21 protein-coding genes and 1 pseudogene are annotated in these 20,612 nt (G+C 57.6%); 16 read left to right on the top strand and 6 right to left on the bottom strand.

Annotation, left to right across the window (positions count from 1 at the left end; translation table 11 throughout):
- The first annotated feature begins 80 nt into the window (after positions 1–80).
- The 4 genes from DVDV_RS02910 to DVDV_RS02925 all read left to right on the top strand — a co-directional run bounded on the left by DVDV_RS02910 (position 81) and on the right by DVDV_RS02925 (position 3,011).
- Complete coding sequence (locus DVDV_RS02910; protein WP_139311492.1) at positions 81–467, top strand: hypothetical protein; 387 nt, start codon at positions 81–83, stop codon at positions 465–467.
- Between the two features lie 85 nt (positions 468–552).
- Complete coding sequence (locus tag DVDV_RS02915) at positions 553–825, top strand: DUF5661 family protein (RefSeq protein WP_075353226.1); 273 nt, start codon at positions 553–555, stop codon at positions 823–825.
- Between the two features lie 262 nt (positions 826–1,087).
- A complete protein-coding gene (locus DVDV_RS02920) occupies positions 1,088–1,684 on the top strand; it encodes a superoxide dismutase (protein ID WP_075353227.1) in 597 nt (198 codons plus the stop codon).
- A gap of 664 nt (positions 1,685–2,348) precedes the next feature.
- Positions 2,349–3,011: an undecaprenyl diphosphate synthase family protein gene (locus tag DVDV_RS02925; protein WP_075353228.1), complete on the top strand. Its 663-nt coding sequence runs from the start codon at positions 2,349–2,351 to the stop codon at positions 3,009–3,011.
- 558 nt (positions 3,012–3,569) lie between these two features.
- Here the strand turns inward: DVDV_RS02925 and DVDV_RS02930 are convergent.
- On the bottom strand, positions 3,570–3,932 hold the full coding sequence (locus DVDV_RS02930) for a hypothetical protein (RefSeq protein WP_075353229.1): 363 nt from the start codon (positions 3,930–3,932) through the stop codon (positions 3,570–3,572).
- A 172-nt stretch (positions 3,933–4,104) separates the two neighbouring features.
- On the opposite strand from DVDV_RS02930, the gene DVDV_RS02935 reads away from it, so the two are divergent.
- The 3 genes from DVDV_RS02935 (at position 4,105) to DVDV_RS02945 (ending at position 7,750) form a co-directional block, all read left to right on the top strand.
- The gene (locus DVDV_RS02935; RefSeq protein ID WP_075353230.1) at positions 4,105–4,434 is read left to right on the top strand and encodes a PRC-barrel domain-containing protein; all 330 of its coding nucleotides are present in this window, start codon (positions 4,105–4,107) and stop codon (positions 4,432–4,434) included.
- Between the two features lie 136 nt (positions 4,435–4,570).
- A complete protein-coding gene (locus tag DVDV_RS02940) occupies positions 4,571–5,062 on the top strand; it encodes a hemerythrin domain-containing protein (RefSeq protein ID WP_075353231.1) in 492 nt (163 codons plus the stop codon).
- A gap of 279 nt (positions 5,063–5,341) precedes the next feature.
- Entirely contained in the window at positions 5,342–7,750 is a 2,409-nt protein-coding gene (locus DVDV_RS02945) for a catalase (RefSeq protein ID WP_139311493.1), read from the top strand.
- A gap of 149 nt (positions 7,751–7,899) precedes the next feature.
- Here DVDV_RS02945 and DVDV_RS22020 read toward each other — a convergent pair whose 3' ends face one another.
- Positions 7,900–8,166 carry a hypothetical protein gene (locus tag DVDV_RS22020; protein ID WP_139311494.1) on the bottom strand — a complete coding sequence of 89 codons (267 nt, stop codon included), beginning with the start codon at positions 8,164–8,166 and terminating at the stop codon, positions 7,900–7,902.
- Between DVDV_RS22020 and DVDV_RS02955 the strand changes: the two genes are divergently transcribed.
- The 4 genes and pseudogenes from DVDV_RS02955 to DVDV_RS22025 form a co-directional block, all read left to right on the top strand.
- On the top strand, positions 8,165–8,512 hold the full coding sequence (locus DVDV_RS02955; protein WP_083634576.1) for a phage holin family protein: 348 nt from the start codon (positions 8,165–8,167) through the stop codon (positions 8,510–8,512). The two genes, DVDV_RS22020 and DVDV_RS02955, sit on opposite strands and share 2 nt — an antisense overlap.
- 32 nt (positions 8,513–8,544) lie before the next feature.
- On the top strand, positions 8,545–8,943 hold the full coding sequence (locus tag DVDV_RS02960; RefSeq protein WP_075353235.1) for a DUF883 C-terminal domain-containing protein: 399 nt from the start codon (positions 8,545–8,547) through the stop codon (positions 8,941–8,943).
- Between the two features lie 101 nt (positions 8,944–9,044).
- The gene (locus tag DVDV_RS02965; RefSeq protein WP_075353236.1) at positions 9,045–9,398 is read left to right on the top strand and encodes a hypothetical protein; all 354 of its coding nucleotides are present in this window, start codon (positions 9,045–9,047) and stop codon (positions 9,396–9,398) included.
- Between the two features lie 167 nt (positions 9,399–9,565).
- Positions 9,566–9,649: pseudogene (locus DVDV_RS22025) on the top strand (IS5/IS1182 family transposase); the annotation flags it as partial.
- 121 nt (positions 9,650–9,770) lie between these two features.
- Here DVDV_RS22025 and DVDV_RS02970 read toward each other — a convergent pair.
- Both DVDV_RS02970 and DVDV_RS02975 read right to left on the bottom strand, forming a co-directional pair.
- The gene (locus DVDV_RS02970) at positions 9,771–12,941 is read right to left on the bottom strand and encodes an efflux RND transporter permease subunit (protein ID WP_075353237.1); all 3,171 of its coding nucleotides are present in this window, start codon (positions 12,939–12,941) and stop codon (positions 9,771–9,773) included.
- 20 nt (positions 12,942–12,961) lie between these two features.
- Complete coding sequence (locus DVDV_RS02975) at positions 12,962–14,119, bottom strand: efflux RND transporter periplasmic adaptor subunit (protein WP_075353238.1); 1,158 nt, start codon at positions 14,117–14,119, stop codon at positions 12,962–12,964.
- Between the two features lie 119 nt (positions 14,120–14,238).
- Here DVDV_RS02975 and DVDV_RS02980 point away from each other — a divergent pair, with 119 nt between their 5' ends.
- Complete coding sequence (locus tag DVDV_RS02980) at positions 14,239–14,976, top strand: response regulator (protein WP_075353239.1); 738 nt, start codon at positions 14,239–14,241, stop codon at positions 14,974–14,976.
- Positions 14,973–16,079, top strand: coding sequence for an ATP-binding protein (locus DVDV_RS02985; protein WP_075353240.1), 1,107 nt, complete (start codon positions 14,973–14,975; stop codon positions 16,077–16,079). Before DVDV_RS02980 ends, DVDV_RS02985 begins: the two co-directional genes overlap by 4 nt.
- 31 nt (positions 16,080–16,110) lie before the next feature.
- On the opposite strand, the gene DVDV_RS23860 is transcribed toward DVDV_RS02985, so the two are convergent.
- Positions 16,111–16,404, bottom strand: coding sequence for a transposase (locus tag DVDV_RS23860; protein ID WP_368482904.1), 294 nt, complete (start codon positions 16,402–16,404; stop codon positions 16,111–16,113).
- Between the two features lie 61 nt (positions 16,405–16,465).
- Between DVDV_RS23860 and DVDV_RS02995 the strand changes: the two genes are divergently transcribed.
- Complete coding sequence (locus tag DVDV_RS02995; protein WP_254845207.1) at positions 16,466–17,389, top strand: DUF4113 domain-containing protein; 924 nt, start codon at positions 16,466–16,468, stop codon at positions 17,387–17,389.
- Positions 17,390–17,543: 154 nt separating this feature from the next.
- On the opposite strand, the gene DVDV_RS03000 is transcribed toward DVDV_RS02995, so the two are convergent.
- The gene (locus DVDV_RS03000) at positions 17,544–18,437 is read right to left on the bottom strand and encodes a LysR family transcriptional regulator (protein WP_075353241.1); all 894 of its coding nucleotides are present in this window, start codon (positions 18,435–18,437) and stop codon (positions 17,544–17,546) included.
- A gap of 156 nt (positions 18,438–18,593) precedes the next feature.
- On the opposite strand from DVDV_RS03000, the gene DVDV_RS03005 reads away from it, so the two are divergent.
- Together DVDV_RS03005 and DVDV_RS03010 are read left to right on the top strand one after the other, a co-directional pair.
- A complete protein-coding gene (locus tag DVDV_RS03005) occupies positions 18,594–19,709 on the top strand; it encodes an alpha/beta hydrolase (protein WP_217694116.1) in 1,116 nt (371 codons plus the stop codon).
- A gap of 54 nt (positions 19,710–19,763) precedes the next feature.
- Positions 19,764–20,456, top strand: coding sequence for a flavodoxin (locus DVDV_RS03010; RefSeq protein WP_075353242.1), 693 nt, complete (start codon positions 19,764–19,766; stop codon positions 20,454–20,456).
- The last annotated feature ends 156 nt before the right edge of the window (positions 20,457–20,612 follow it).

Consider the following 20,612-nt stretch of genomic DNA (forward strand, 5'->3'; position numbering starts at 1 on the left):
CGCTGATTCTGGTCATGATGTGGCAGTCAAAGTACAGGCCAATGAAGATTGTTTATGGAATATGGAGTAAAGAGGATATCATGAAAGAGTCGCGCAGAAATTGTCAGTTTTTGTATTGTTGTTCACTATGCCTTATTATCGTATTTATAAGCGTTGTGTACACAACTAGTGCTTACGCAAAACTTTCCATACATCTCCCCATAGAGGGCGAGATACAAGATACCTCGGAGACGTTCACCGGCAGGGCCACGGCGTACTTCAGCGGCGGCGGTATATTAACCCTCACGACGAACCAGGGCGTGACCTGTCAAGGTGAATACACCAACACGGACAAACACCAAGGGAACGGCACGGTGGTCTGCGAAGATGGTCGATTGGGCACTTTTAACTTTGTCGCCTCTGGCTTTACTGGCAAAGGGGCAGGATTGATAGATACGAAGCCTTTTGCGTTTCGTATCGGAAAATAATGCGTGCAACCAATATGGACAGTCCATTACACCCCGGACAGTCCTGAAATCATCGTATTCTAAACCCACTGAAGGAGAACAAGAAATGTCAGCTAAGCAAAGTTTTACGAATGCACAGGCGCGTGAAATCGGGGGCAATTTGGGTATTGATTGGAGTCGCTTCGACGTGGAGCAATTCCGCATGGGTTTGGATGTTGAGCTGGAGCATGGCCTGGTTAACCCTTCAACGGACGTGACCGGCAATGACCCCATCCTCACTGGCAAAATAGCACTTGCCCATCTCAACGAGTTTGCCGACTACTACACCCGTTTAAAACAAATGGAACAGGAAGCCAATGCAGGGAAAACCAAGAGCTAATTCACACATAGCTATATCCGCTAGCACGACTCAATGCGGGTTTGTTTAGCTATATCTGTTCATTGTTGACTCAGGAACTCGGACTATAGGATGGCGTCTCGTATGTACTATAAGAGCTAAACTCTATGCCATCACCCGTAATCATTACAACCATCACAGGGATGACTGCGCGTCAGGAATTTATCGTATTGCCCGCAACGTCATGAGTGCCATCCCTGGTTAAAACATGTCACCAGGCCAAGCCTACACGCAAGGAGCCACAATGTTTACTATACCAGCGTTGCCTTATGCCGAAGATGCCCTCGACCCAGTGATTTCAGCCAAGACTCTTTCTTTCCATTATGGCAAGCATGCCAAGACTTATTACGATACGACCAACAAGCTACTCGCAGGAAAAGATAAGCCTACTGCGCCCCTGAGCCTTGAGAAAGTGTTCATGGACGCATCCAAGGACACGGCGTCTTTGACTCTCTTCAATAATGCTGCCCAGGCCTGGAATCATACCTTCTACTTCCAGTGCATGAAAAAAGGCGGCGGCGGGGTTCCCTCAGGCACGTTGGCTGATAAAATCAACGCTGCCTTCGGTGGATTCGAAGACTTCACCAGGGCCTTCACTGAAGCGGCGGTGACCCAATTCGGGAGCGGTTGGGCATGGCTAGTGGCTGAGGGCGACACACTCAAAGTGCTTCATACTTCCAATGCCATGACCCCAATGGTCACCGGCCAGAAGCCACTTCTGACCATCGATGTCTGGGAACACGCCTACTATCTGGACTACCAAAACCGTCGCCCTGACTATGTGAAGGCCTTTCTGGAAAAATTGGTAAATTGGGAATTTGTGGCCAAGAATCTGGGCTAGCAGATATGGCGTCGGCTGGGAGGTCTGGCTCTTCCAGCCGATCTGGAATCCGCATTGTGATCATGCCATCACGCACAGGGCGAATGAAGCCAATTCGCCCGCCTTTCCCCTACTGCCTTGTCGAGCCCCCCCCGAACACTCCTTTCCTTCACGATCTACCGCCATTCCTGTGACGTTTCCAATTGTCCCCTGGGTGGGGAAATCCCTGTGCCGAAATCGCCTCGCAGGGTTTCGGGTGAAGGAAATACTTGAGACAACACCTCGCGGCGTTCACAACCTGACAACATACTTCAGGATGTTCATAGTAGCAGTATTTTTGTGACAGAATTATTCAACAAGAACGCGACAGAGGCATCCAATTTTCCGCAAAAAATGTTTGACCATGTTCAAATTAATGCTATTCTTGCGTAATTGTAAATTTTCTGCGTTTACATGTCTCATAAACCCTGCTTTCAATTCATTATTTCTTGCAAGATTAAAAAGAGGAATATTTGCTTAGCAGTGGATTTCAGATCCAAGTACAGAGATTAATGGAGAAATAGCCAGAATTGAATCGGCTGTTAACGACAAAGCCATGTCACCGGTGATGAAACCTACGCGAAAACGGAGAAGGTTGTGAGTCAACCCCTAATTACCGGAACCTGCAAGTACAATCGGAGCAGTCATGAATCTCCCGAAATTCAAGCGCCTTCCTGAGCACATCGGCTTGATCCCGGACGGCAACAGGCGTTGGGCTGCGGCCCGCGGCCTCCCTAAGGAAGCCGGCTACGAGTCAGGCGTGCTGCCCGGTTTTGAGTTTTATGAGCAAAGCCGTTCCTTGGGCATCAAAGAGTTGACCCTTTACGGATTCACCCAGGACAATACCAAACGCCCCTCGGCCCAAACTGCCGCCTTCCGAAAAGCCTGCGTTGAAATCGCCATGGGCTTGACCCTACGTGATGCGGCCCTTCTGGTCGTCGGCAACACCGACTCCCCACTGTTCCCTGAGGAACTGCTTCCTCTTACGCGGCAGCGGCAGGTTTTCGGCAAGGGTTCGATCCGGGTAAACCTGCTGGTCAATTACGGCTGGCTTTGGGACCTCTCGCATGGGGCCTCAGGCGCGACAAAACAGACCGAGTTCACAGGAGCTCTCGCCTCCAACGACATCTCCCGGATAGACTTGGTTATCCGGTGGGGAGGCAGGCGCCGTTTGTCGGGTTTCCTTCCCGTGCAGTCGGTTTATTCGGACTTCTACTTCCTTGACGACCTTTGGCCGGATTATCATGCCGACCATCTGCTGGAAGCCCTCACCTGGTACGAGGGCCAGGACGTGACTCTGGGCGGCTGATCGTGGCGAAGCATCCAGGCAGAGTGTCACGGAAGCGGACATGAAGCGGCACAGCAACGTCTTCCCTCCTAAGCCATTCCGGGCCAAAACCCTTGTCATCGCCAGTACTTGCCAGCAGCTGCTCTTCAGTAAATCCAGAATACACCTTTTAGGCTTATCAATATCGCCTTGATTCGTTGTTCAGGTGGTCATTTTGGTTGCACCGTTCAAAAGCTCAATCCAATCTATCCGATTACCTTCCATGTTTTAGCGCAACATTACACAATTTTCACAATTGTTAACTGCTAATCTTGCAGAATCGTTTAATAATAAAAGAAATGAGACGATCAATATTTAGCAAAAAAAGTTTGACAAAGCGCAAAAAGACTGGTATTCTGGTGAGACTGGAAATCCTCCTTGTTCAATTTCTCACATTTACATTCCAATTTATTGGTTTCTAGCTGAATAAGGAGAATGGATGTTTCCCAGTGAGTGGTCATATCGCTACAGCATTTTACTACTGTAGCGCAGATAAACCACTCTAACCTAACAATATAACGATTCCGGAGGATATCATGCCTAATACCACAAAAAAAAAGCGACCAGAACGAGGGCTCCAAAACGGGTGGTTCGCAGGCCAGTGAACACGGCAGCGCTCCTGCCGCCGAGCCCAAGAAGTCCGAGCAGCATGGCAACACCCATGCCCCCGAGACCAAGAAGAGCGACCAGCACGGCAATGCCCATGCCGCCGAGCCCAAGAAGTCTGAGCAGCATGGCAGCACTCATGCCCCCGAGACCAAAAAGAGCGACCAGCACGGCAATGCCCGTGCTGCTGAGCCCAAGAAGTCTGAGCAGCACGGCAGCACGCACGCCGCCGAGCCCAAAAAGACTGAGCAGCATGGCAGCGCTCATGCCGCCGAAACCAAGAAGAGCGACCAGCACGCAGCCGAGCCTAAGAAAAGCCGTTAGTGCGGATGCGGCGGAGAATGACTGCTACACGACTGCCAGCCGGTCGTATGACAGTCAGGTTGGATGATGCGTGTTCAAGGAACCCCTTCTTTCATTTTGGTTCCAAATCGAGCTCGTTCCGGTTTCGGAACAAAGGAACAATCTCATGGAAACGAACAAGACCTACATGCCAAGCGTCGATACGTCCTTCACCACCGATGATCTCTCCACCGTCATGAAGGGATGGAGTGTCAAGGACGATATTCTTGGCAAGGATATCTATAACGATAACAACGACAACATAGGGACCATCGAAGATTTGTATGTGACCCGTGACAAGGCCATTTCCTACGCCATCCTCGGCGTAGGTGGCTTCCTGGGCATGGGCCGACATGACGTGGCCATTCCGGTATACCAACTGAGAATGACCGACGACCAGATCATATTGCCCGGGGCCACGAAAGACTCCCTGATGGCCATGAAGGCTATTGATTAGTTCGTCCTCGAGCGGCTGCGGCAGAAAAGCCTAGCCCAAAGGCAGGGACGCCCCGTCCCGACCGGGGCGTCCCTCTGTGCCGTTACCGAGTCCCCTCGGCGCACAGGAAATCCAACCTCTACACACAGGAACGGTCATGCCAAATACAGCCAAGACAGAGAAGCCGCAGGCCATGGAAAAACCGCAAGACGCTATCGCGTTGTTGCGAGCGGATCATAAGCATCTGAGCGACCTTTTTGCCAAGTATGAAGAAATGCGGTCATCTTCACAGAAAAAGGCACATGTAGCTCAGATATGCACGGAATTCAAAATCCATGCGCTGGTTGAAGAAGAAATCTTCTACCCCGCAGTGAAGAAGGCTCTTAAGGACGACGAGATGATACCGGAGGCATTGGTCGAACATGCTTCGATCAACAACCTGGTCGGGCAACTGGAAAGCATGGAACCCGATGGGGAGATGTACGATGCCAAAATCAAGGTGATGTCAGAATACGTCAAGCATCATGTCAAGGAGGAGCAGCAAGAACTGTTTCCCAAAGCGAAGGAGACCAAGCTGGACATGAACGATCTGGGCGCCAGGATGGCTTCACGCAAAGAGGAACTGTTTGCTCAAAAGCCCGGGCATTAAATCCCCTCCGTTACCGATGGCGGAAGTCGCTGCCTGTGTGCGGTGACCATTTGTAAGGGCTTTGCGCTGGCCAGTCAGGGCCAGGCCCCCTCCTGGCTGACCAGCGCGATCATTCCGGCGGGTGCCGGGGTACCACGACCCACCCAGGAGGCTGCCATGTCCGCCCTGCTTCTGTCCTTTCAGGGGGTTCTCATAACCGGACCGAAAAGCCGGTTGGCACTTGCGCAACCCCGGGGTGGTTACCCTGATCACAACAATTGAAGCAAAGAGATGTACCGCATGAAAAAAGCAAATTCTCCCACGAGTGGCGCCGGTTCGGTTTTGAGTACAGTTTCCGGCCCTGCCGGAACCAAACCACCGTCCAGCCTCGGGAAAAAGGGACCTGCCTCCAGTCGGTTACTGGAGAAGGTTGCAACCGGACAGGATCTCTCGGCCCAAATCTCCTACAACGAGACGAAGGCCGGCGAGTACGGTGATGCTTCCCGCAAGCCCATGCCCGGTGCAATCGGCAAGCCTGCGAAGCCGTCGGCCACCGCCTCCACTGCCTCTGAGACGAACGCTTCCCCCAAAGTGGGCGCGGGGCAGGTCACGGTTGGTCTCGATCAAACCTGGGAACCTCTGGACCGGGTGCGCGTGGACGCAGGCGGCCAAGTGCTCACCACCAATCAGGGCGTGCCCGTTGCTGACAATCAGAATTCGCTGAAAGCCGGACTGCGCGGCCCCACCGCCATGCAGGACTTCATCCTGCGCGAAAAAATCACCCACTTCGACCACGAGCGGATACCTGAGCGTATTGTCCACGCGCGCGGATCTGCCGCGCATGGATATTTCGAATCCTACAAGGACTTAAGCAGCCTGACTCGGGCAGCTCCATTCTCGCAAGCGGGCAAAAAAACCCCGGTGTTCGTGCGTTTCTCCACGGTGGCCGGAGAAAGGGGTTCCGCCGACACGGTTCGCGACGTCCGCGGATTCGCTGTGAAGTTCTATACGGACGAGGGGAACTGGGATTTGGTGGGAAACAACATTCCGGTGTTCTTCATCCAGGACGCCATGAAGTTTCCCGACCTGATCCACGCCGTCAAGCCCGAGCCTCACAACGGGATGCCCCAGGCATCGAGCGCCCATGACACGTTCTGGGATTTCATCTCGCTTATGCCCGAAACCGCTCACATCCTGATGTGGATCATGTCGGACCGGGCCATTCCGCGAAGCTACCGCATGATGGAAGGCTTCGGGGTGCACACCTTCCGTCTGGTCAACGCGCAGGGAGAGTCGGTCTTTTGCAAGTTCCACTGGAAACCCGTGGCAGGCACGCACTCGCTCGTTTGGGATGAAGCAGTGAAGATCGCCGGGGCGGATGGCGACTACCACCGTCGCGACCTTTGGGAAGCCATCGAGGCCGGAGCCTATCCCGAATGGGAGATGGGGTTGCAGGTATTCACCGAGGAGCAGGCCGAATCATTCGGCTTCGACGTGCTTGATCCCACGAAGCTGGTGCCAGAGGAAATGGTGCCGGTGGAGTTGGTCGGGAAAATGACCCTAAACCGCAATCCGGACAACTTCTTCGCCGAAACGGAGCAGGTCGCATTTTGCGCCGCCCATGTCGTTCCGGGGATCGATTTCACAAACGACCCTCTTTTGCAGGGGCGCATCCATTCCTATACGGACACCCAGATCAGCCGTCTGGGCGGACCCAATTTCCATGAAATCCCCATCAACGCCCCGGCTGTCCCAGTGTTTAACAATCAGCGCGACGGCATGCACAGGCAAGCCATCCATCGCGGCCGGGCCAGCTACGAGCCGAATTCACTGGGCGGAGGTTCGCCTGCGCAGGCCGGGATGAAGGGCTACACCAGCTACCCGCAGCAGGTGGCGCAGGACATGGTTCGAGGCAAAGCGGAACTTTTCTCCGACCATTATTCGCAGGCACGCCTCTTCTGGCACAGCCAAACCCCCACAGAGCAGAAACATATCGCTTCGGCCTTCCGCTTTGAACTCACGCGGGTGCAGACACCGGCCATACGGCAGCGTGTGCTGTCGCTTTTGGTTAACGTCAACCCGGACCTGGCTGGCTGGGTGGCGCGGGAACTGGGGATGGATGTGCCGGCCGCGATGCCGCTCGCGTCCGAACTGCCAATTCCGCAATACGAAAAATCTCCGGCACTATCCCTGCTGTTTCGTCCGGGCCACACCGGCATCAGTACGCGGCGCGTTGCCGTGCTGGTGGCTCCGGGGGTTGAGAAGACCGTGGTGGACACGGTGTACGATTCTCTTCTGGAAGGCGGTGCCGTGCCGCGCCTGGTGGGGGCCACCCTGGGCAAAGTGGCCACTCTTGAGGGCGGCTCGCTGGACGTGGAAATCTCCTTCGAGACCGGACCGTCCGTGCTCTACGATGCCATGGTGGCGCCAGGCGGTGGAGAGGCGGTGGACGCCTTGCTGCATGATGCTAACGCGTTGGGTTTTGTACGTGACCAATACCGGCACTGCAAACCCCTGCTGATTCTTGGCCGCGCGGGAAAGGACTTGCTGGATAAGGCAGGCATTCCAACTGAGCTGCCCGATGGAGCAGTCGATTCATCGATCATCTGGTTAAACGGTAAAACGATAGCCCAGGCCTTGGGTGAGTTCAAGACAGCCTTGTCGGGTCACCGGTCCTACACTCGCGAAACGGATCCACCAAAGGTATAAGTTATTTGCACAGTAAGTCCTATAACGTGTAAAATATAATGCCTACGAGGTGCGCAGTGGAATCAACTAACAGAGTCGGTCATCCTTCAGACATGAATACACAGGGCGATTGCTGCACAACGTCGTTGGAGAAAATGAGAATTTCTCTCTCAGACAAGCTGCACCAGTACGCCGGAAAGCTCGCCAAGACCGCAGATGAACATGCAGATTGCAACATGGCTCAGCACGGAAAGCAAGCCAGTGTGTGGCTTGAAAAGTCCGCTGATTACGTTCGGAACTTCGACTCTAAAGAGACTAACGCCAAAATTCGCAACTCCGTGAAACAACACCCAGGCCGTGCGCTCTTGTTGGCAGGAGCGGCAGGCCTGTTTCTCGGGATGATCTGCCGGCGCAGGTAACGGGGCGATTTGTAACATGAGCACAGTACTGGACAAAAAACCTGCACCCCAGGGTGAATCAATGATTGAACTGCTGAAACAGCTGGCGACGAGTTCCGCTTCGGTAGTTCAGGATGAGATAGAACTCTTGAAGCAGGAAACAAAGGAAAAAGTCAGGAGTATCAGTAGTGGCGTAGCATTGGCTGTTATTGGAATAACTCTAAGCCTTGTTGCCTTACTGTCCTTCACAGCAGCTTTGATCGTTTATCTTGTTCCTTATTTGGGGATCACCAAGGCTGCGTTGACAACCGGAGGTCTCTTCGCCGTGGCCGGAGGTCTTTTTATACTCATCGGTTGCAAGAATTTAAAAAGCGCCTCCCGATAATATAAGTCGGCTGATGCTAAAGGAGAACAACAATGGCCACAGATACGCATGGATCTCTTAGTATTAGATCTCTAACAGAGCGAAGCAGCGAAGAAATACGCCAGGATATTGCGAAAGGTGAAGAGAGCGTCACCCAGGCAATGGACCAGATCGGAGAGCGTATCAAAGAGAAGCTGGATTGGCGGCAGTACGTGATGGAATCCCCCTACGTGGCTGTGGGGATTGTCGCAGGCCTTGGCTTTCTCGCTTCGCGAATGCTCATGCCGCGAACCACACCGATGGAGCGCATCATGGGTTCTGTTGCCGAGGAAGTCCGTTACTCGCTCGACCATATGAGGAACTCTTCCCAAGGGCCGGGCCTTCTCAAAGTGGCGTTGCTTGGAGCCAGCACCAAGGCCGTCGCCAACTGGCTGAAAAAACAAACATCGTGAAACGATAGACACTTCACCGGACCAGATCGTTAACGCGAACTCGGTGGAGCATGAATGGAATGGTCCTTTCGACAACCTTTAATCTTCTTCAGGAGAGCATCATGAATAGCGACGAAAGCAAGATTCAACCGGCCGGACAGCAAAATAGTGCAGAAACCAACACGGCTGCGCATGCTCTTCAAAAAACCGTAAATCTGGGTGCCGAGACCTATACAAAAGCCGAAAAGGTCGTGAGCGATGCCTACGGGAAAACGGCTGACGCGGTCCAAAAGACGTACCAACAGGCTGGGAAATTCAGCACAGACAACCCGGGTACGACAATTCTGGTCGCATTGGGAGTCGGCGTTGGGTTAGGATTTCTCCTGGGTGCCAGCTATCGCCGAGGTGGAGCGGGACGGTTTGCCCGCCCTGTAGTCCATGCCATTTCCGATATTGCCAGCGAGTATTTTCGATAGACAAAGAGATCTTAATAACGGCCGGAATCCAGGTTCCGCCGACTGTTGAGGTGTCTCTTGACCGGGTTGTGCAATAAGGAGCTGCGTAAAAATCTCTCCCCGGAAAGCAGGGTCCCCCAGGCAGGAGTGGCGATGAGAATCGACATCTCATCGAAACTCTCGCCTAGGGGGGGGCTGCCAACCAGGGGTTAGATCGATACCGAGGTGGGTTGAGCACAAGAATCCACACCGTTGTTGACGCGTTTGGCAACCGACCCCTCGTACGAGACTTTAAATACCTTGTCCTTCGGGACGTGCCGGTTCGATTCCGGCCTTTGGAACCAGTAAAACCAACAGATTGTGACGGCCCGGGGCAGCCGGGCGCGACCTTTTTTATTGGGGGGAAGGCCTGTTGGTCCCGCTCTGGTCCCGCTTTTGAAGCGGACAAGTGGAGGGCCGGCGCGAGAACCGCCAAGCTGCGCAGCGCTCTTGCAGGCCCATCACGAAGACGAAGAACACCGGCACGAAGAAAATGGCGAGCACCGTCGCGGTGACCATGCCGCCGAATACACCGGTACCGATGGCGTGCTGGGTTTCGGCGCTGGCCCCGCTGGCGATAATCAGTGGCACCACGCCCAGGCCAAAAGCCAGCGACGTCATCAGAATCGGGCGCAGTCGCAGCCGGGCCGCAGTGACCGCCGCTTCCGCCAGTCCCTTGCCCTGCTGGCGCAACTGTTTGGCGAGTTCGATGATGAGAATGGCGTTTTTAGCCGACAGGCCGATAACGGTGATCATGCCGACCTTGAAGAACACGTCGTTGGGCATGCCGCGCAGCATCACCGCCCCCACGGCACCCAGCAGGCCCAGCGGCACCACCAGCATGACCGAGAGCGGGATCGACCAGCTCTCATACAGAGCGGCCAGCACCAGAAACACCACCAGGATCGACAGCGCCATCAGCAGCGGCGCTTGCGTGGCAGACTGGCGCTCCTGCAGGGATTGTCCTGTCCAGGCCACGGCGAAGCCGGGCGGCAACTGTGCTGCCAGCCGCTCCATCTCGGCCATCGCCTCGCCGCTGGAGACACCGGGAGCTGCATTGCCGGAGATGCGCGCCGCCGGGAAGCCCTGGTAGCGCACCAGTTGCAGCGGTGTCCCGCTCCATGCCGGGGTCACCACCTCGGACAGCGCCATCATGCCGCCGCCCGCGTTGCGCACATAGAGCTTGAGCACGTCGTCAATCTGCATGCGGGCCGACGCTTCGGCTTGAATGATGACCTGCTGCATGCGTCCGGCATTGGGGAAGTCGTTGACGTAGTGAGACCCCATGGCGGTGGACAGCGTGTCGCTGATGCTGGTGAACGACACGCCCAACGCCTCGGCCTTGTCCCGGTCGATGTCCAGGCGGATGCTGGAGCCGGCCGGAAGGCCGTCGGGATAGACGCCGCTGACGAGTCGACTCTTCTGCGCCAGTTCAAGCAGCTTGGTTTCTGCCGCCTGGAGCGCGGCATGGCCCTGGTTGGCCCGGTCCTGCAGGCGCATGGTGAAACCGGAGCTGTTGCCAAGCTCGTCGATGGCCGGCGGCAGCAGGGTGATCACTGTCCCTTCTATGGTGCCGGATAGGGCAGCCTGGGCCAGGGCCACTTCGCCTTGGGCCGTGGCGCCATTGCGCTCGCCCCAGTCCTTGAGCATGGTGAAGGCCATGGCCGCGTTTGGGCCGGAGCCGGAGAAGCCAAAACCGACGACGGTTATATTGGATCGGATCGATGGGCGCGAGGCCGCGTGTTGCTCGTAGGCCTTGACCACTTCCAGCGTGCGCTCGACGGTGGCATCGGCGGGCAACTGAATGGAAGTCATGAAATAGCCCTGGTCTTCCTCCGGCAGGAAGGACGATGGCAGATGGCGGAAAGAAACCATGAGGGCGGCACAGAGTGCGGCGAACACCAGCATCATCCGTCCTGTTCGTGTCATCAGCTTGCTCAGGCGCGTTTCATAGCGCGATGTCATGCGCTCGAAGCGGTGGTTGAACCAGCCGAGAAACCCGCGCTTCTCGTGGTGTCCCGCAGCGTGGGGCCGAAGCAACGTCGCACAGAGAGCGGGCGTCAGGGTCAGCGCGAGGAAGGCCGAAAACAGGATCGACACCGCCATGGACAGCGTGAACTGCTTGTAGATCGCGCCGACCGTGCCGCTGGCCAAGCCCATGGGGATGAACACGGCCGTCAACACCAGGGTGATGCCGATCACCGCGCCGGTGATCTCCTGCATCGCCTGGATCGTCGCGTCTCGTGGCGACAGCCCCTTCTCGGCCATGATGCGTTCCACATTCTCGACGACGACGATGGCATCGTCGACGATGATGCCGATTGCCAGCACCATGCCGAACATGGTCAGCACGTTGATGGAAAAGCCCGAAGCAAGCATCACCGCGAAGGTGCCCAGCAGTGCGATTGGCGCAACGATAGCCGGGATCAGGGTGTAGCGGATGTTTTGCAGGAAGAGGAACATGACCAGAAACACCAGCACCATCGCCTCTATCAGGGTATGGATGACCTTCTCGATGGAGATCTTGACGAACGGCGCGGTAGTAAACGGGATCGAATAGCTCATGCCGGCCGGCATCGTGCTGCGAAGCGCAGCCATTCGCGCTTCGACTTCTTCGGCTGTCCTGACCGCATTGGCGCCAGGCGCGAGCTGTACGGCTGCAGCAGTGGCGGTTTTGCCGTCTTCGCGGTTCATAAAGCCGTAGGACTGCGAGCCGAGTTCGACCCGCGCCACGTCGCCAAGCACCACCTTGGAGCCGTCGGGATTGGCGCGCAGCACGATGGCGGCGAACTGTTCGGGCGTGGACAGCTGGCCCTGCACCGTAAGCGATACCGTCACGCGCTGCCCCGGCAGCGCCGGCATGGCTCCGATGCTGCCAGGCGCGATCTGGACATTCTGCTGGCTCACGGCTGCGGACAGATCGTTCATCGACAGGCCAAAGGCAATCAACTTGGCCGGATCGACCCAAATCCGCATCGCCTGCTCAGCACCAAACAGCTGCACGCGGCCTACGCCTTCGATGCGGCGCAGTTCGTCGACGATGTTGCGCGCCATGTAGTCGCCCAGCGCCGCCTCATCGAAGCGCCCGTCGTCGGATCTGAGGCCGACGAGCATCAGGAAGCCGGACGAGGAGGTCTCCACGGTCAGACCATTTTGGCGCACTGTCTGCGGCAAGCGCGGCTCGATGGCCTTGAGCTTGTTTTGCACGTCGATCTGCGCCATGTCCGGGTCTGTGCCCGGTTTGAAGGTGGCGCTGATTGACGCCGCACCCGAGGAATCGGACGATGATTCGAAGTACAACAGGTTCTTGACACTGGAGAGTTCGCGCTCAATGAGGCTGATCACCCCGTCGCTCATGGTCTGCGGCGTGGCTCCGGGGTAGGTCGCGGAAATGGTGACGGTGGACGGCGCCACCGAAGGAAACCGGGCGATTGGCAGATTGGGAATAGCAATCACGCCCAGCAGGATGATAAACAGGGCGACGACCCAGGCGAAGACCGGGCGATGAATGAAGAACTGCGGCATAACGACCTGCTCCCGAGCGTTTAATGCGTAGCTGCCGCGGTTGTAGGTGCGGGTGCCTGCCACTCGTGCGCTTGCACTGCGATGCCGTTGGACAGGCGCGCCATCCCTTCGACCACGATCGTTTGCCCGGCGGCGAGGCCGGACTGGATGCGATAGTGCTGGTTGAGCAGCTCGCCCAATTTGACCGGGGTGAGTTTCGCCCGGTTCTGCGCATCGAGAACCCAGATCTGCGGCTCGCCGTCGTTTCGTACCACCGCCTGCTGCGGCACCATCAGCGCCTCGGCATAGCTGGTACGCGGCACGCGTGCGCGCACGAACATACCCGGCAGGAGCAGACGTTGCGGGTTGTCCACCAGCACGCGCAGCAGGACGTCGCCGGTGCCGGCATCGACATTGACGCCTGAGAACAGGATGCGTCCGGTGGCATCGTACGCCTCGCCATCGCTTTGTAAGATGGCCACGGGCAGCCCCGCATCGGCGCTGGCCTGTTGCGACATCAGTGCCTGACGCAGCGATTCGAGCGAGGACGCCGGGCGGCGCACATCGACGTAGACTTGGTCGATCTGATGGATACGCGCCAGGGGACTGCTGTCGCCGCTGCTGACCAGCGCGCCCTCGCTCACCAGCGCCTGCTCGATGCGCCCGGAAATAGGCGCTTCCACGGTGGCAAACTTCAGATCAAGCTGGCGGCGCTTCAATGTGGCGCGGGCCTGGGCGACGTCGGCGGCCGCCTGGTCGCGCAGGGAGACCGCGTCGTCGTAGACTTGGTGGCTGACCGCGCCGACCTCGACCAAAGACTGCAGCCGGCTGGTTTGCAGCTGGGCTCGCGCCAGCGCGACCTCGGCCCGTTGCAGGGCTGCTCCCGTGGCGTCAGCCTCGGCCTTAAATGGTGCCGGGTTGATCTGAAACAGTGGCTGGCCGGCCTGCACCTCGGCACCCTGTTCGAACAGGCGGCGCTGTACGATGCCGCTGACCTGCGGCCGGATTTCGGCAATGCGTACTGCGGCGACGCGCCCTGGCAGAACCTCGTTCAGTTCCAGCCGCGACGGCGTGACGGTCATAACGGATACCAGGGGTGGCGGGAGCGCCTCCTCCGGTTCGGCCTGACCGCAGCCGGCCAGTATCAAAACCGCTAGGGCAAACAAGCCGCTCTGGCGGCACAGTCGTTTGATCTTCATGGTGGATTCCTTCAGAAGCAGGCAGCCCTGTGCCCGCAAAGATAGGCGTCTCCTTGCCTTGACTCGATGGATTGTCAATGGATATGAGATGTAAATTCGATGGAGTAGAAAAAACTGCCATGCTTGAACGGAAATCTCGCTCCGAGTGGCCCAAAGGCCGCGAATCCCTGGTGCTGATCGCCGAGGACGAATCCGAGATCGCCGAAATCCTCGCCGCCTATCTGGCGCGCGGCGGCATGCGCAGTGTGCATGCCGCAGACGGCCTCCGGGCGCTCGAGCTGCACCAGACCCTGAAGCCCGACCTCGTGCTGCTGGACGTGCAGATGCCGCGCATGGACGGCTGGCAGGTGCTCTCCGAGATCCGCCATCGGGGTGACACGCCCGTCATCATGCTGACGGCCTATGACCAGGACATCGACAAGCTGATGGGGCTGCGCATCGGTGCTGACGACTATATCGTCAAGCCGTTTAATCCGGCGGAAGTCGTGGCCAGGACGCAGGCGGTGCTGCGCCGCTCCATGGCGCGCGGCAATTCCCAGAATCAGCGCGTCCTTCGCGTAGCGCCTTTCCAGATCGACCTGGAAAACCACGAAGCCAGCGTGCGTGTTTTCGGCCAGCACCAGCTCCTGGCACTGACGTTGACGGAGTTTAAGCTGCTGGCCCATCTGGCGGGTGCGCCCAAGCGGGTGTTTAGCCGCACCGAACTGCTGGCCGCCTGCCTGCCGGAGGGGGATGCCCTGGAGCGCACGGTGGACAGCCACATCAGCAAGCTTCGCAAGAAGCTGGAGGATCTCGGCGTCCAGGGAATCCCGGTTGGCGTGCGCGGCGTTGGCTACAAGCTGCGGGGCGGCGAATGAAATTGGTCGGGCTGAGTCGCCAGATCATGCTGGCGATGATGGCGATTGCGCTGGGCGTCACGTTGCTCGTCATCCTGATGTCCTACGCGTTTTACTATCTGTGGCACCTCTACTGGCCCGATAGTCCCTTGGACTACAGCTGGATACCTACGGGGCCGGAGTGGATATGGGTGATCGGCTCCACCCTTGCCGGTCTGGCGCTGTCCATCCTCGTGGCGGTCAACCTGTCACGCCGCATCCTGCTCCCGCTGAACTCGGTGGCAGACAGTATCCGCCGTGTGGCCCAGGGTGATCTCAAGGCGCGCGCCGTGGCGGGTGATCGCTCTTTGGGCGAAGCCGCCCAATTGGCGGACGACTTCAATGCCCTGGCGAATCAGTTGCAGCGCATGACCGAGGAGCAAGCGTTCTGGAACGCTGCGATCGCTCACGAACTGCGCACCCCTGTGACAATCCTGCGCGGCCGCCTGCAAGGCCTGGCCGAAGGCGTTTTCACGCCCAGTGCCTCCCAGTTCCTGAGCTTGCTGACGCAGGTTGAGGGCTTGACGCGACTGATCGAGGATCTGCGGGTGGTGAGTCTGGTGGAAAGCGGCCATTTGGATTTGCAGTGGCAAGAGGCGCAGCTTGACGCTGCAATCCACGCCGTGGTGGACATGGTTGGCGACGCGTTGCAGGCGGCGGGCCAGCGTGCGTTCCTGGACCTGGATGCCCGGTCTGTATGCTGCGATCCGGTGCGTATCCGGCAGGCACTCCTGGCGCTCCTGGATAACGTGTGCCGGTATGCCGTGGCAGGCCATGTGCGAATCCAGTCCCGTATCAAGGATGGCTGGTGTGAACTCAGCGTCGAGGATGACGGGCCAGGCATGCCGGACGACTTGATTCCGTATGTATTTACGGCGTTTCGACGCGCGCAAGGCGCGCGCTCGGGCGGCAGCGGCCTGGGACTGGCCGTGGTGGCTGCCATCGCGCGTGCCCATGGAGGACGCGCTGCATGCAGGACGGCCGCCAGTGGAGGTACGGTTTTCACGCTGTCCTGGCCCATCGACCCAGGTCATGGCCTGCCAGGGCCAGATCGTGGCGAACACGGTTGTGCAGGGGTGAAATGATGTCTTATACACTCGACTTTCGGTGTTGGTGCTAAAGCGAATCGGCGCACCGCCATTCAATCCCGCCCTCGCTGTCGATGCCCTCGAAATACCCAACGAGGTGCATCCGAAAATACCGGCCGGGCGGAATCGAGGGGCGCCCCTTGTCGGAATAAAAGGGCTTGCACAACTTCTCGGCGAAGGCGTCGAAGTCGGCTTTCCGGAGAATCTGCTGGAGACGATCGTAAAAAAACGTGACCACGGGACCGAGGGATCTCATCCCAGGCCAGATACATCGTCCCCTGCTGCTCACCCTGACGACCAAGTCCCATCGATTCACCTCCATCCGACCCAGGGCTGGATTCTCGGTCACTTGGCGGAGTTTTTCAACACGCTGTTATGATGTCGTGGCTTACAGCCAGCATATTCGGGAGACGGTGCGGCGCTGGACCGGCATTCCCGTTGCCATCGGCTTGGGGCCGACCAAGACACTTGCCAAGGTTGCCAATAAGCTGAGCAAGAAGAACTCCGACCTGGATGGCGTGCTGGATTTCGGGGCTTCGCCCGATCCTGACGGTCTATTGGAGCAGGTGCCAGTGGGGGACGTCTGGGGCATCGGCCGGCGCTACGCTGCCATGCTCGAACGCTACGGCGTCGTGAATGCACGCCAATTCCGAGACCTGCCCAGGGACTTTGTGAAGCGAAAAATGACCGTCGGTGGCCTCCATACCTTACTCGAACTCCAGGGCATCCCTTGCATCGACCTTGAGTCCATCGCCCCGGCAAAGAAGTCTGTCACCGCATCAAGGTCGTTTGGGCAGCCGGTCACCAGGATCGAGGAGATGCGCGAAGCCCTGGCGGTCAACACCTCCCGTGTCGCTGAACGGCTCCGTAAAGCCCGTATGGTCGCCAATGGAGTGATCGTGTGGGGCAGACCAACAAACTTCATCGAAGGTGAGCCCCAGTACGCCAATTCGGCCTTCAGTGCGTTGCCAGGGGCCTCGGCGCATACCGGCGAAATCCTCCAGGTTGCCATGCAGGTCCTGGAGCGGATTTTTCGGAAGGGATATCACTACAAGAAGGCTGGGGTGATGCTTTCCGGCTTGGAGCCCATCGGTTGTCGCCAGCTTTCGCTCCTAACCCCAGTACCGACTTCTGACCCGAAAGCAGAACGTCTCATGGCTGTTCTGGACCGAGCAAACGCCCACTGGGGCCGCGACACGCTTCGAGTAGCTGCTTGTGGCATCAGGCAGGACTGGAAAATGAAGCAGGCGGCTCGCTCGCCTCAGTACACCACCTGCCGGGCGGATTTGCCAGAGGTGAAGGCATAGAGATGGCTACCTCGGCATTTGCAACAATTTCCCCGCCGTCTGCCCATGCGCGGAACAGCATCTGCCCGAATGTTATCTAAAATTCCACCGTTATCCCGTATGGTTGGCCAAGATGGTATCCAAAAGATAAAAAAGGCCAGGAAAATCTCGCGTGTTACAATGATCGGACAGCTGATTGAGCCGCTTTGATAAAGGCAGCAAGAACCGGGGTGTATTGTTTGTAGGCCAGAGCCAGTTCGTACGGAATGGGCATACCCGCTCCAGACAAAGGGCGAAACAATACGCCGGGGTAGCTTCTCTTGGCCATTGGCGACGGCACGAGGGCAATGCCGATCCCCCCGGCGACGAGGCTGATGATCGTCTCCATCTGGACGGCCTGCTGTACCACGATCGGAGAAAAGCCCGCCATGGCACAGGCTGCCATGATCCGCCCATATAAGCCGGGGCCATGACGCGCCGGGAAGAAAACCCAGTGTTCCTCAGCCAGATCCGCAAGCGTTAGCCCCGCTCTGGCCGCAAACGGATGCCCTGCCGGTAAAGCGGCCATAAGGCTTCCCTGGTAAAGAGGGATTACGGTCAGATTGCTCACGTCGACAAGGGGCAGCACGACGAATCCGATATCGCTTTGATCCCGCTGCAATGCGACGAGCTGTTGCGCCGTGGTTGCCTCCTCCAGGCTGAGTGCGACCTCCCCATGACTCTTGCGGTACCCCCGCAACACCCGTGGCAGGAGATAATGAGCCACGCTGGCAACAAACGTCGCCCGGAGCGAACCGGTCAGTCCCTGTCCCGCACGCTTAGCTTCCCTGATCGCCCGCTCGGCTTGCGCCAGCGTGCGCCGGGCTTCTTCCAAAAATACCTGCCCGGCTACGGTCAACCGTTCCACTCGGTTTGTGCGCTCGATAAGCACGACGCCAAGTTCCGCCTCCATCTTGCGCAACGCAGCCGTAAGCGGCGGCTGCGCCATATGCAAGCGTTCGGCCGCCCTGCGGAAATGACCTTCTTCGGCGATGGCCACGAATTGTTGCATCTGGCGTAATTCGATCATGCAATACCTATTGTATATCACCAAGACATAAAAAGAGTATTGGAAATATCACGAGGTGTCGAATAGTTTTTCCTCCATGCGAGCACACCCGCCCTGAGGACTGTGTGGCCAGCTCCCAAAAACGGCTACCGCCACAGACACACGAGGAGCCCTCTCATGAAGCACTACACGAGGCGACAATTTATCAAGAATTCTCTCATTTTGGCTGGAGGAACGGAGATGTTGAGCCTAAGCGGCGGCGTACCCTCCCTGGCGGCACGGGAGACCACGAGTAATGACAGCTCGGTTTTGTCCGACCGAATCCAACGTCATGATTTCTCCGTATCAAGCAAAGATGGCCTCCGCATTTTTGTCCGGGAAATGCGTGATGCCGGGAGCCAATCCAATCGAGGTCCGCTGTTACTGGTCAATGGCGGACGACCCGGTGTGTTGGCGAGCTGGGATGTGGATGCACCCGGCACTTCCACGGCCGAGGAGTTGGCCAAGGCGGGGCACCACCTCTATCTCATGGATGTTCGCGGCTTTGGCCGGTCCGAGTTCCCCAAGGAGATGACAAAAGGCCGGTTCGACGAGCCCGTGGCGGTGCGTTCCAATGAGGCGGTGCGCGATATCGCCGCCGTAATCAAGGAAATAAAAAGGCTCCATCCCGATGATACTCGCCTCGCCGCCATGGGGTGGGCCACCGGCTCGCAGTGGCTTGGCCATTACACGTCGTTGTACCCCGACGCCATAACTCACTTGATTTACTACAATGGGGCCTATGGCGGCCCGGCGGGTGGGTGGCCTTTGCAGGCGGAATTTGGCGACCCGCATAGTCCTGCGGCATTGGATTACCAACGACATGGCGCGTATCGACTCGCCACAGCCAAGGATCTGACGGGACAACTGGAGAAAGAAGGAAGCGATAGGACCTTCCTCAAGCGCTATGTAACGCTCTGCATGGAAGGAGACCAGACCGCGCAACATCGCGATCCTCCAAGTTTCCGCTTTCCAACGGGGCCAACTGCCGACACCTTGAAGCTCGTCAACGGCAGACAGATTTTCGATGCCTCGTTTTTCCGCTCGCATGTCCTCATCCTGCGATCGGAGAAAGATTTCTGGTCACGGCCTTCAGATGCGCAAACCTTGCTTGCCCATCTGACCGATGCCGCTTCCGCCAAGCTCGTCGAACTTTCTGGACTTTCCCATTACGCGCATCTCCAACCAACGCCGGATCGGCAGAATTTTTTAGATGCCGTGCTTGCCTTCACGGCTGCGATGGGCCGGAGTTAAAAACGGCCAATGGAGAAAATAATCACAAATCCGATTGCGACACAAGGAGATGCGATGGTGAGTGCCAAAGGAAACGAAACCGGCGAGATGCGTACGTCCATTGCACAAAGCCGGCGAGATTTTCTGAAAAGGAGTGTCACGCTGGCTGCCGTACAGTTGGTGGCGGCAATCGGTTCCCGCCTCCTTCCCAAAGACGCCTTCGCGGAAGGTGATAGACAACCGAGGATACTGATTGCCTATTACTCCAGAACCGGCAATGTCGAGGCGATCGCGGAGCAACTGCGGGCCAAGACCGGGGCCGACATGTTCAGGGTCGAGACCGTGAATGCCTATCCGGTGGAGCGGCCTGCTGCCGTTGACGTTCCAAAGCAGGAACTTGAAAGCGGCAATCTCCCCGGGCTGCAAGGCGCACCTCCCGATATGTCCCGGTACGATTTAGTTATTGTCGGAAGTCCGGTGTGGTGGGCCACGGTTTCCACACCGATGATGCGTTTTTTACAACAGGCTGACTTTGCAGGAAGGAGAGTGGCCGGATTCAACACCAATGGCGGCGGAGTCGGACGATTTCATCAACATTTCAAACAGCAAGTCAAAAATGCCGGCACCATCTACGACGGGATTTCATTTTCAGGCTCACGCTATCCCGGCTGGAAAACAGAAGGCCCCATTTCCGGGGAAGAATACCAAACCGCCCACAGGCTAGAGGTTGATCGGAAGCTCGACGCTTGGCTTGCCTCCATGCTGTAGAGCGTAATACCCGCCGTCTGCCCCTGCACCGGGGAGGCGATCATATTGGCACTAACTAAAAGAGGGAGGCAACGAGCGAAAAGGCCCGCGCCGCCTAGGTTTGGCGGCGAGGATGAGGGCGAGCGCGGTTTGGCACTGATTGAACAGGAATGCGAG

Origin of the sequence: Desulfovibrio sp. DV (assembly GCF_001936595.1) — a bacterium.
Taxonomy (GTDB): Bacteria; Desulfobacterota; Desulfovibrionia; order Desulfovibrionales; family Desulfovibrionaceae; genus Solidesulfovibrio.

Excerpts from the sequence above, each read along its gene's own strand:
- DVDV_RS02935 (WP_075353230.1), top strand. The coding sequence starts at position 4,105 with ATGGAAACGAACAAGACCTACATGCCAAGCGTCGATACGTCCTTCACC.
- DVDV_RS02960 (WP_075353235.1), top strand. The coding sequence starts at position 8,545 with ATGGCCACAGATACGCATGGATCTCTTAGTATTAGATCTCTAACAGAG.
- DVDV_RS03010 (WP_075353242.1), top strand. The coding sequence starts at position 19,764 with ATGGTGAGTGCCAAAGGAAACGAAACCGGCGAGATGCGTACGTCCATT.
- DVDV_RS02975 (WP_075353238.1), bottom strand. The coding sequence starts at position 14,119 with ATGAAGATCAAACGACTGTGCCGCCAGAGCGGCTTGTTTGCCCTAGCG.
- DVDV_RS02965 (WP_075353236.1), top strand. The coding sequence starts at position 9,045 with ATGAATAGCGACGAAAGCAAGATTCAACCGGCCGGACAGCAAAATAGT.
- DVDV_RS22020 (WP_139311494.1), bottom strand. The coding sequence starts at position 8,166 with ATGTTACAAATCGCCCCGTTACCTGCGCCGGCAGATCATCCCGAGAAA.
- DVDV_RS02970 (WP_075353237.1), bottom strand. The coding sequence starts at position 12,941 with ATGCCGCAGTTCTTCATTCATCGCCCGGTCTTCGCCTGGGTCGTCGCC.
- DVDV_RS03005 (WP_217694116.1), top strand. The coding sequence starts at position 18,594 with ATGAAGCACTACACGAGGCGACAATTTATCAAGAATTCTCTCATTTTG.
- DVDV_RS02955 (WP_083634576.1), top strand. The coding sequence starts at position 8,165 with ATGAGCACAGTACTGGACAAAAAACCTGCACCCCAGGGTGAATCAATG.
- DVDV_RS02915 (WP_075353226.1), top strand. The coding sequence starts at position 553 with ATGTCAGCTAAGCAAAGTTTTACGAATGCACAGGCGCGTGAAATCGGG.
- DVDV_RS03000 (WP_075353241.1), bottom strand. The coding sequence starts at position 18,437 with ATGATCGAATTACGCCAGATGCAACAATTCGTGGCCATCGCCGAAGAA.
- DVDV_RS02910 (WP_139311492.1), top strand. The coding sequence starts at position 81 with ATGAAAGAGTCGCGCAGAAATTGTCAGTTTTTGTATTGTTGTTCACTA.
- DVDV_RS02980 (WP_075353239.1), top strand. The coding sequence starts at position 14,239 with ATGCTTGAACGGAAATCTCGCTCCGAGTGGCCCAAAGGCCGCGAATCC.
- DVDV_RS02985 (WP_075353240.1), top strand. The coding sequence starts at position 14,973 with ATGAAATTGGTCGGGCTGAGTCGCCAGATCATGCTGGCGATGATGGCG.
- DVDV_RS02940 (WP_075353231.1), top strand. The coding sequence starts at position 4,571 with ATGCCAAATACAGCCAAGACAGAGAAGCCGCAGGCCATGGAAAAACCG.
- DVDV_RS02920 (WP_075353227.1), top strand. The coding sequence starts at position 1,088 with ATGTTTACTATACCAGCGTTGCCTTATGCCGAAGATGCCCTCGACCCA.
- DVDV_RS02925 (WP_075353228.1), top strand. The coding sequence starts at position 2,349 with ATGAATCTCCCGAAATTCAAGCGCCTTCCTGAGCACATCGGCTTGATC.
- DVDV_RS02945 (WP_139311493.1), top strand. The coding sequence starts at position 5,342 with ATGAAAAAAGCAAATTCTCCCACGAGTGGCGCCGGTTCGGTTTTGAGT.
- DVDV_RS23860 (WP_368482904.1), bottom strand. The coding sequence starts at position 16,404 with ATGGAGGTGAATCGATGGGACTTGGTCGTCAGGGTGAGCAGCAGGGGA.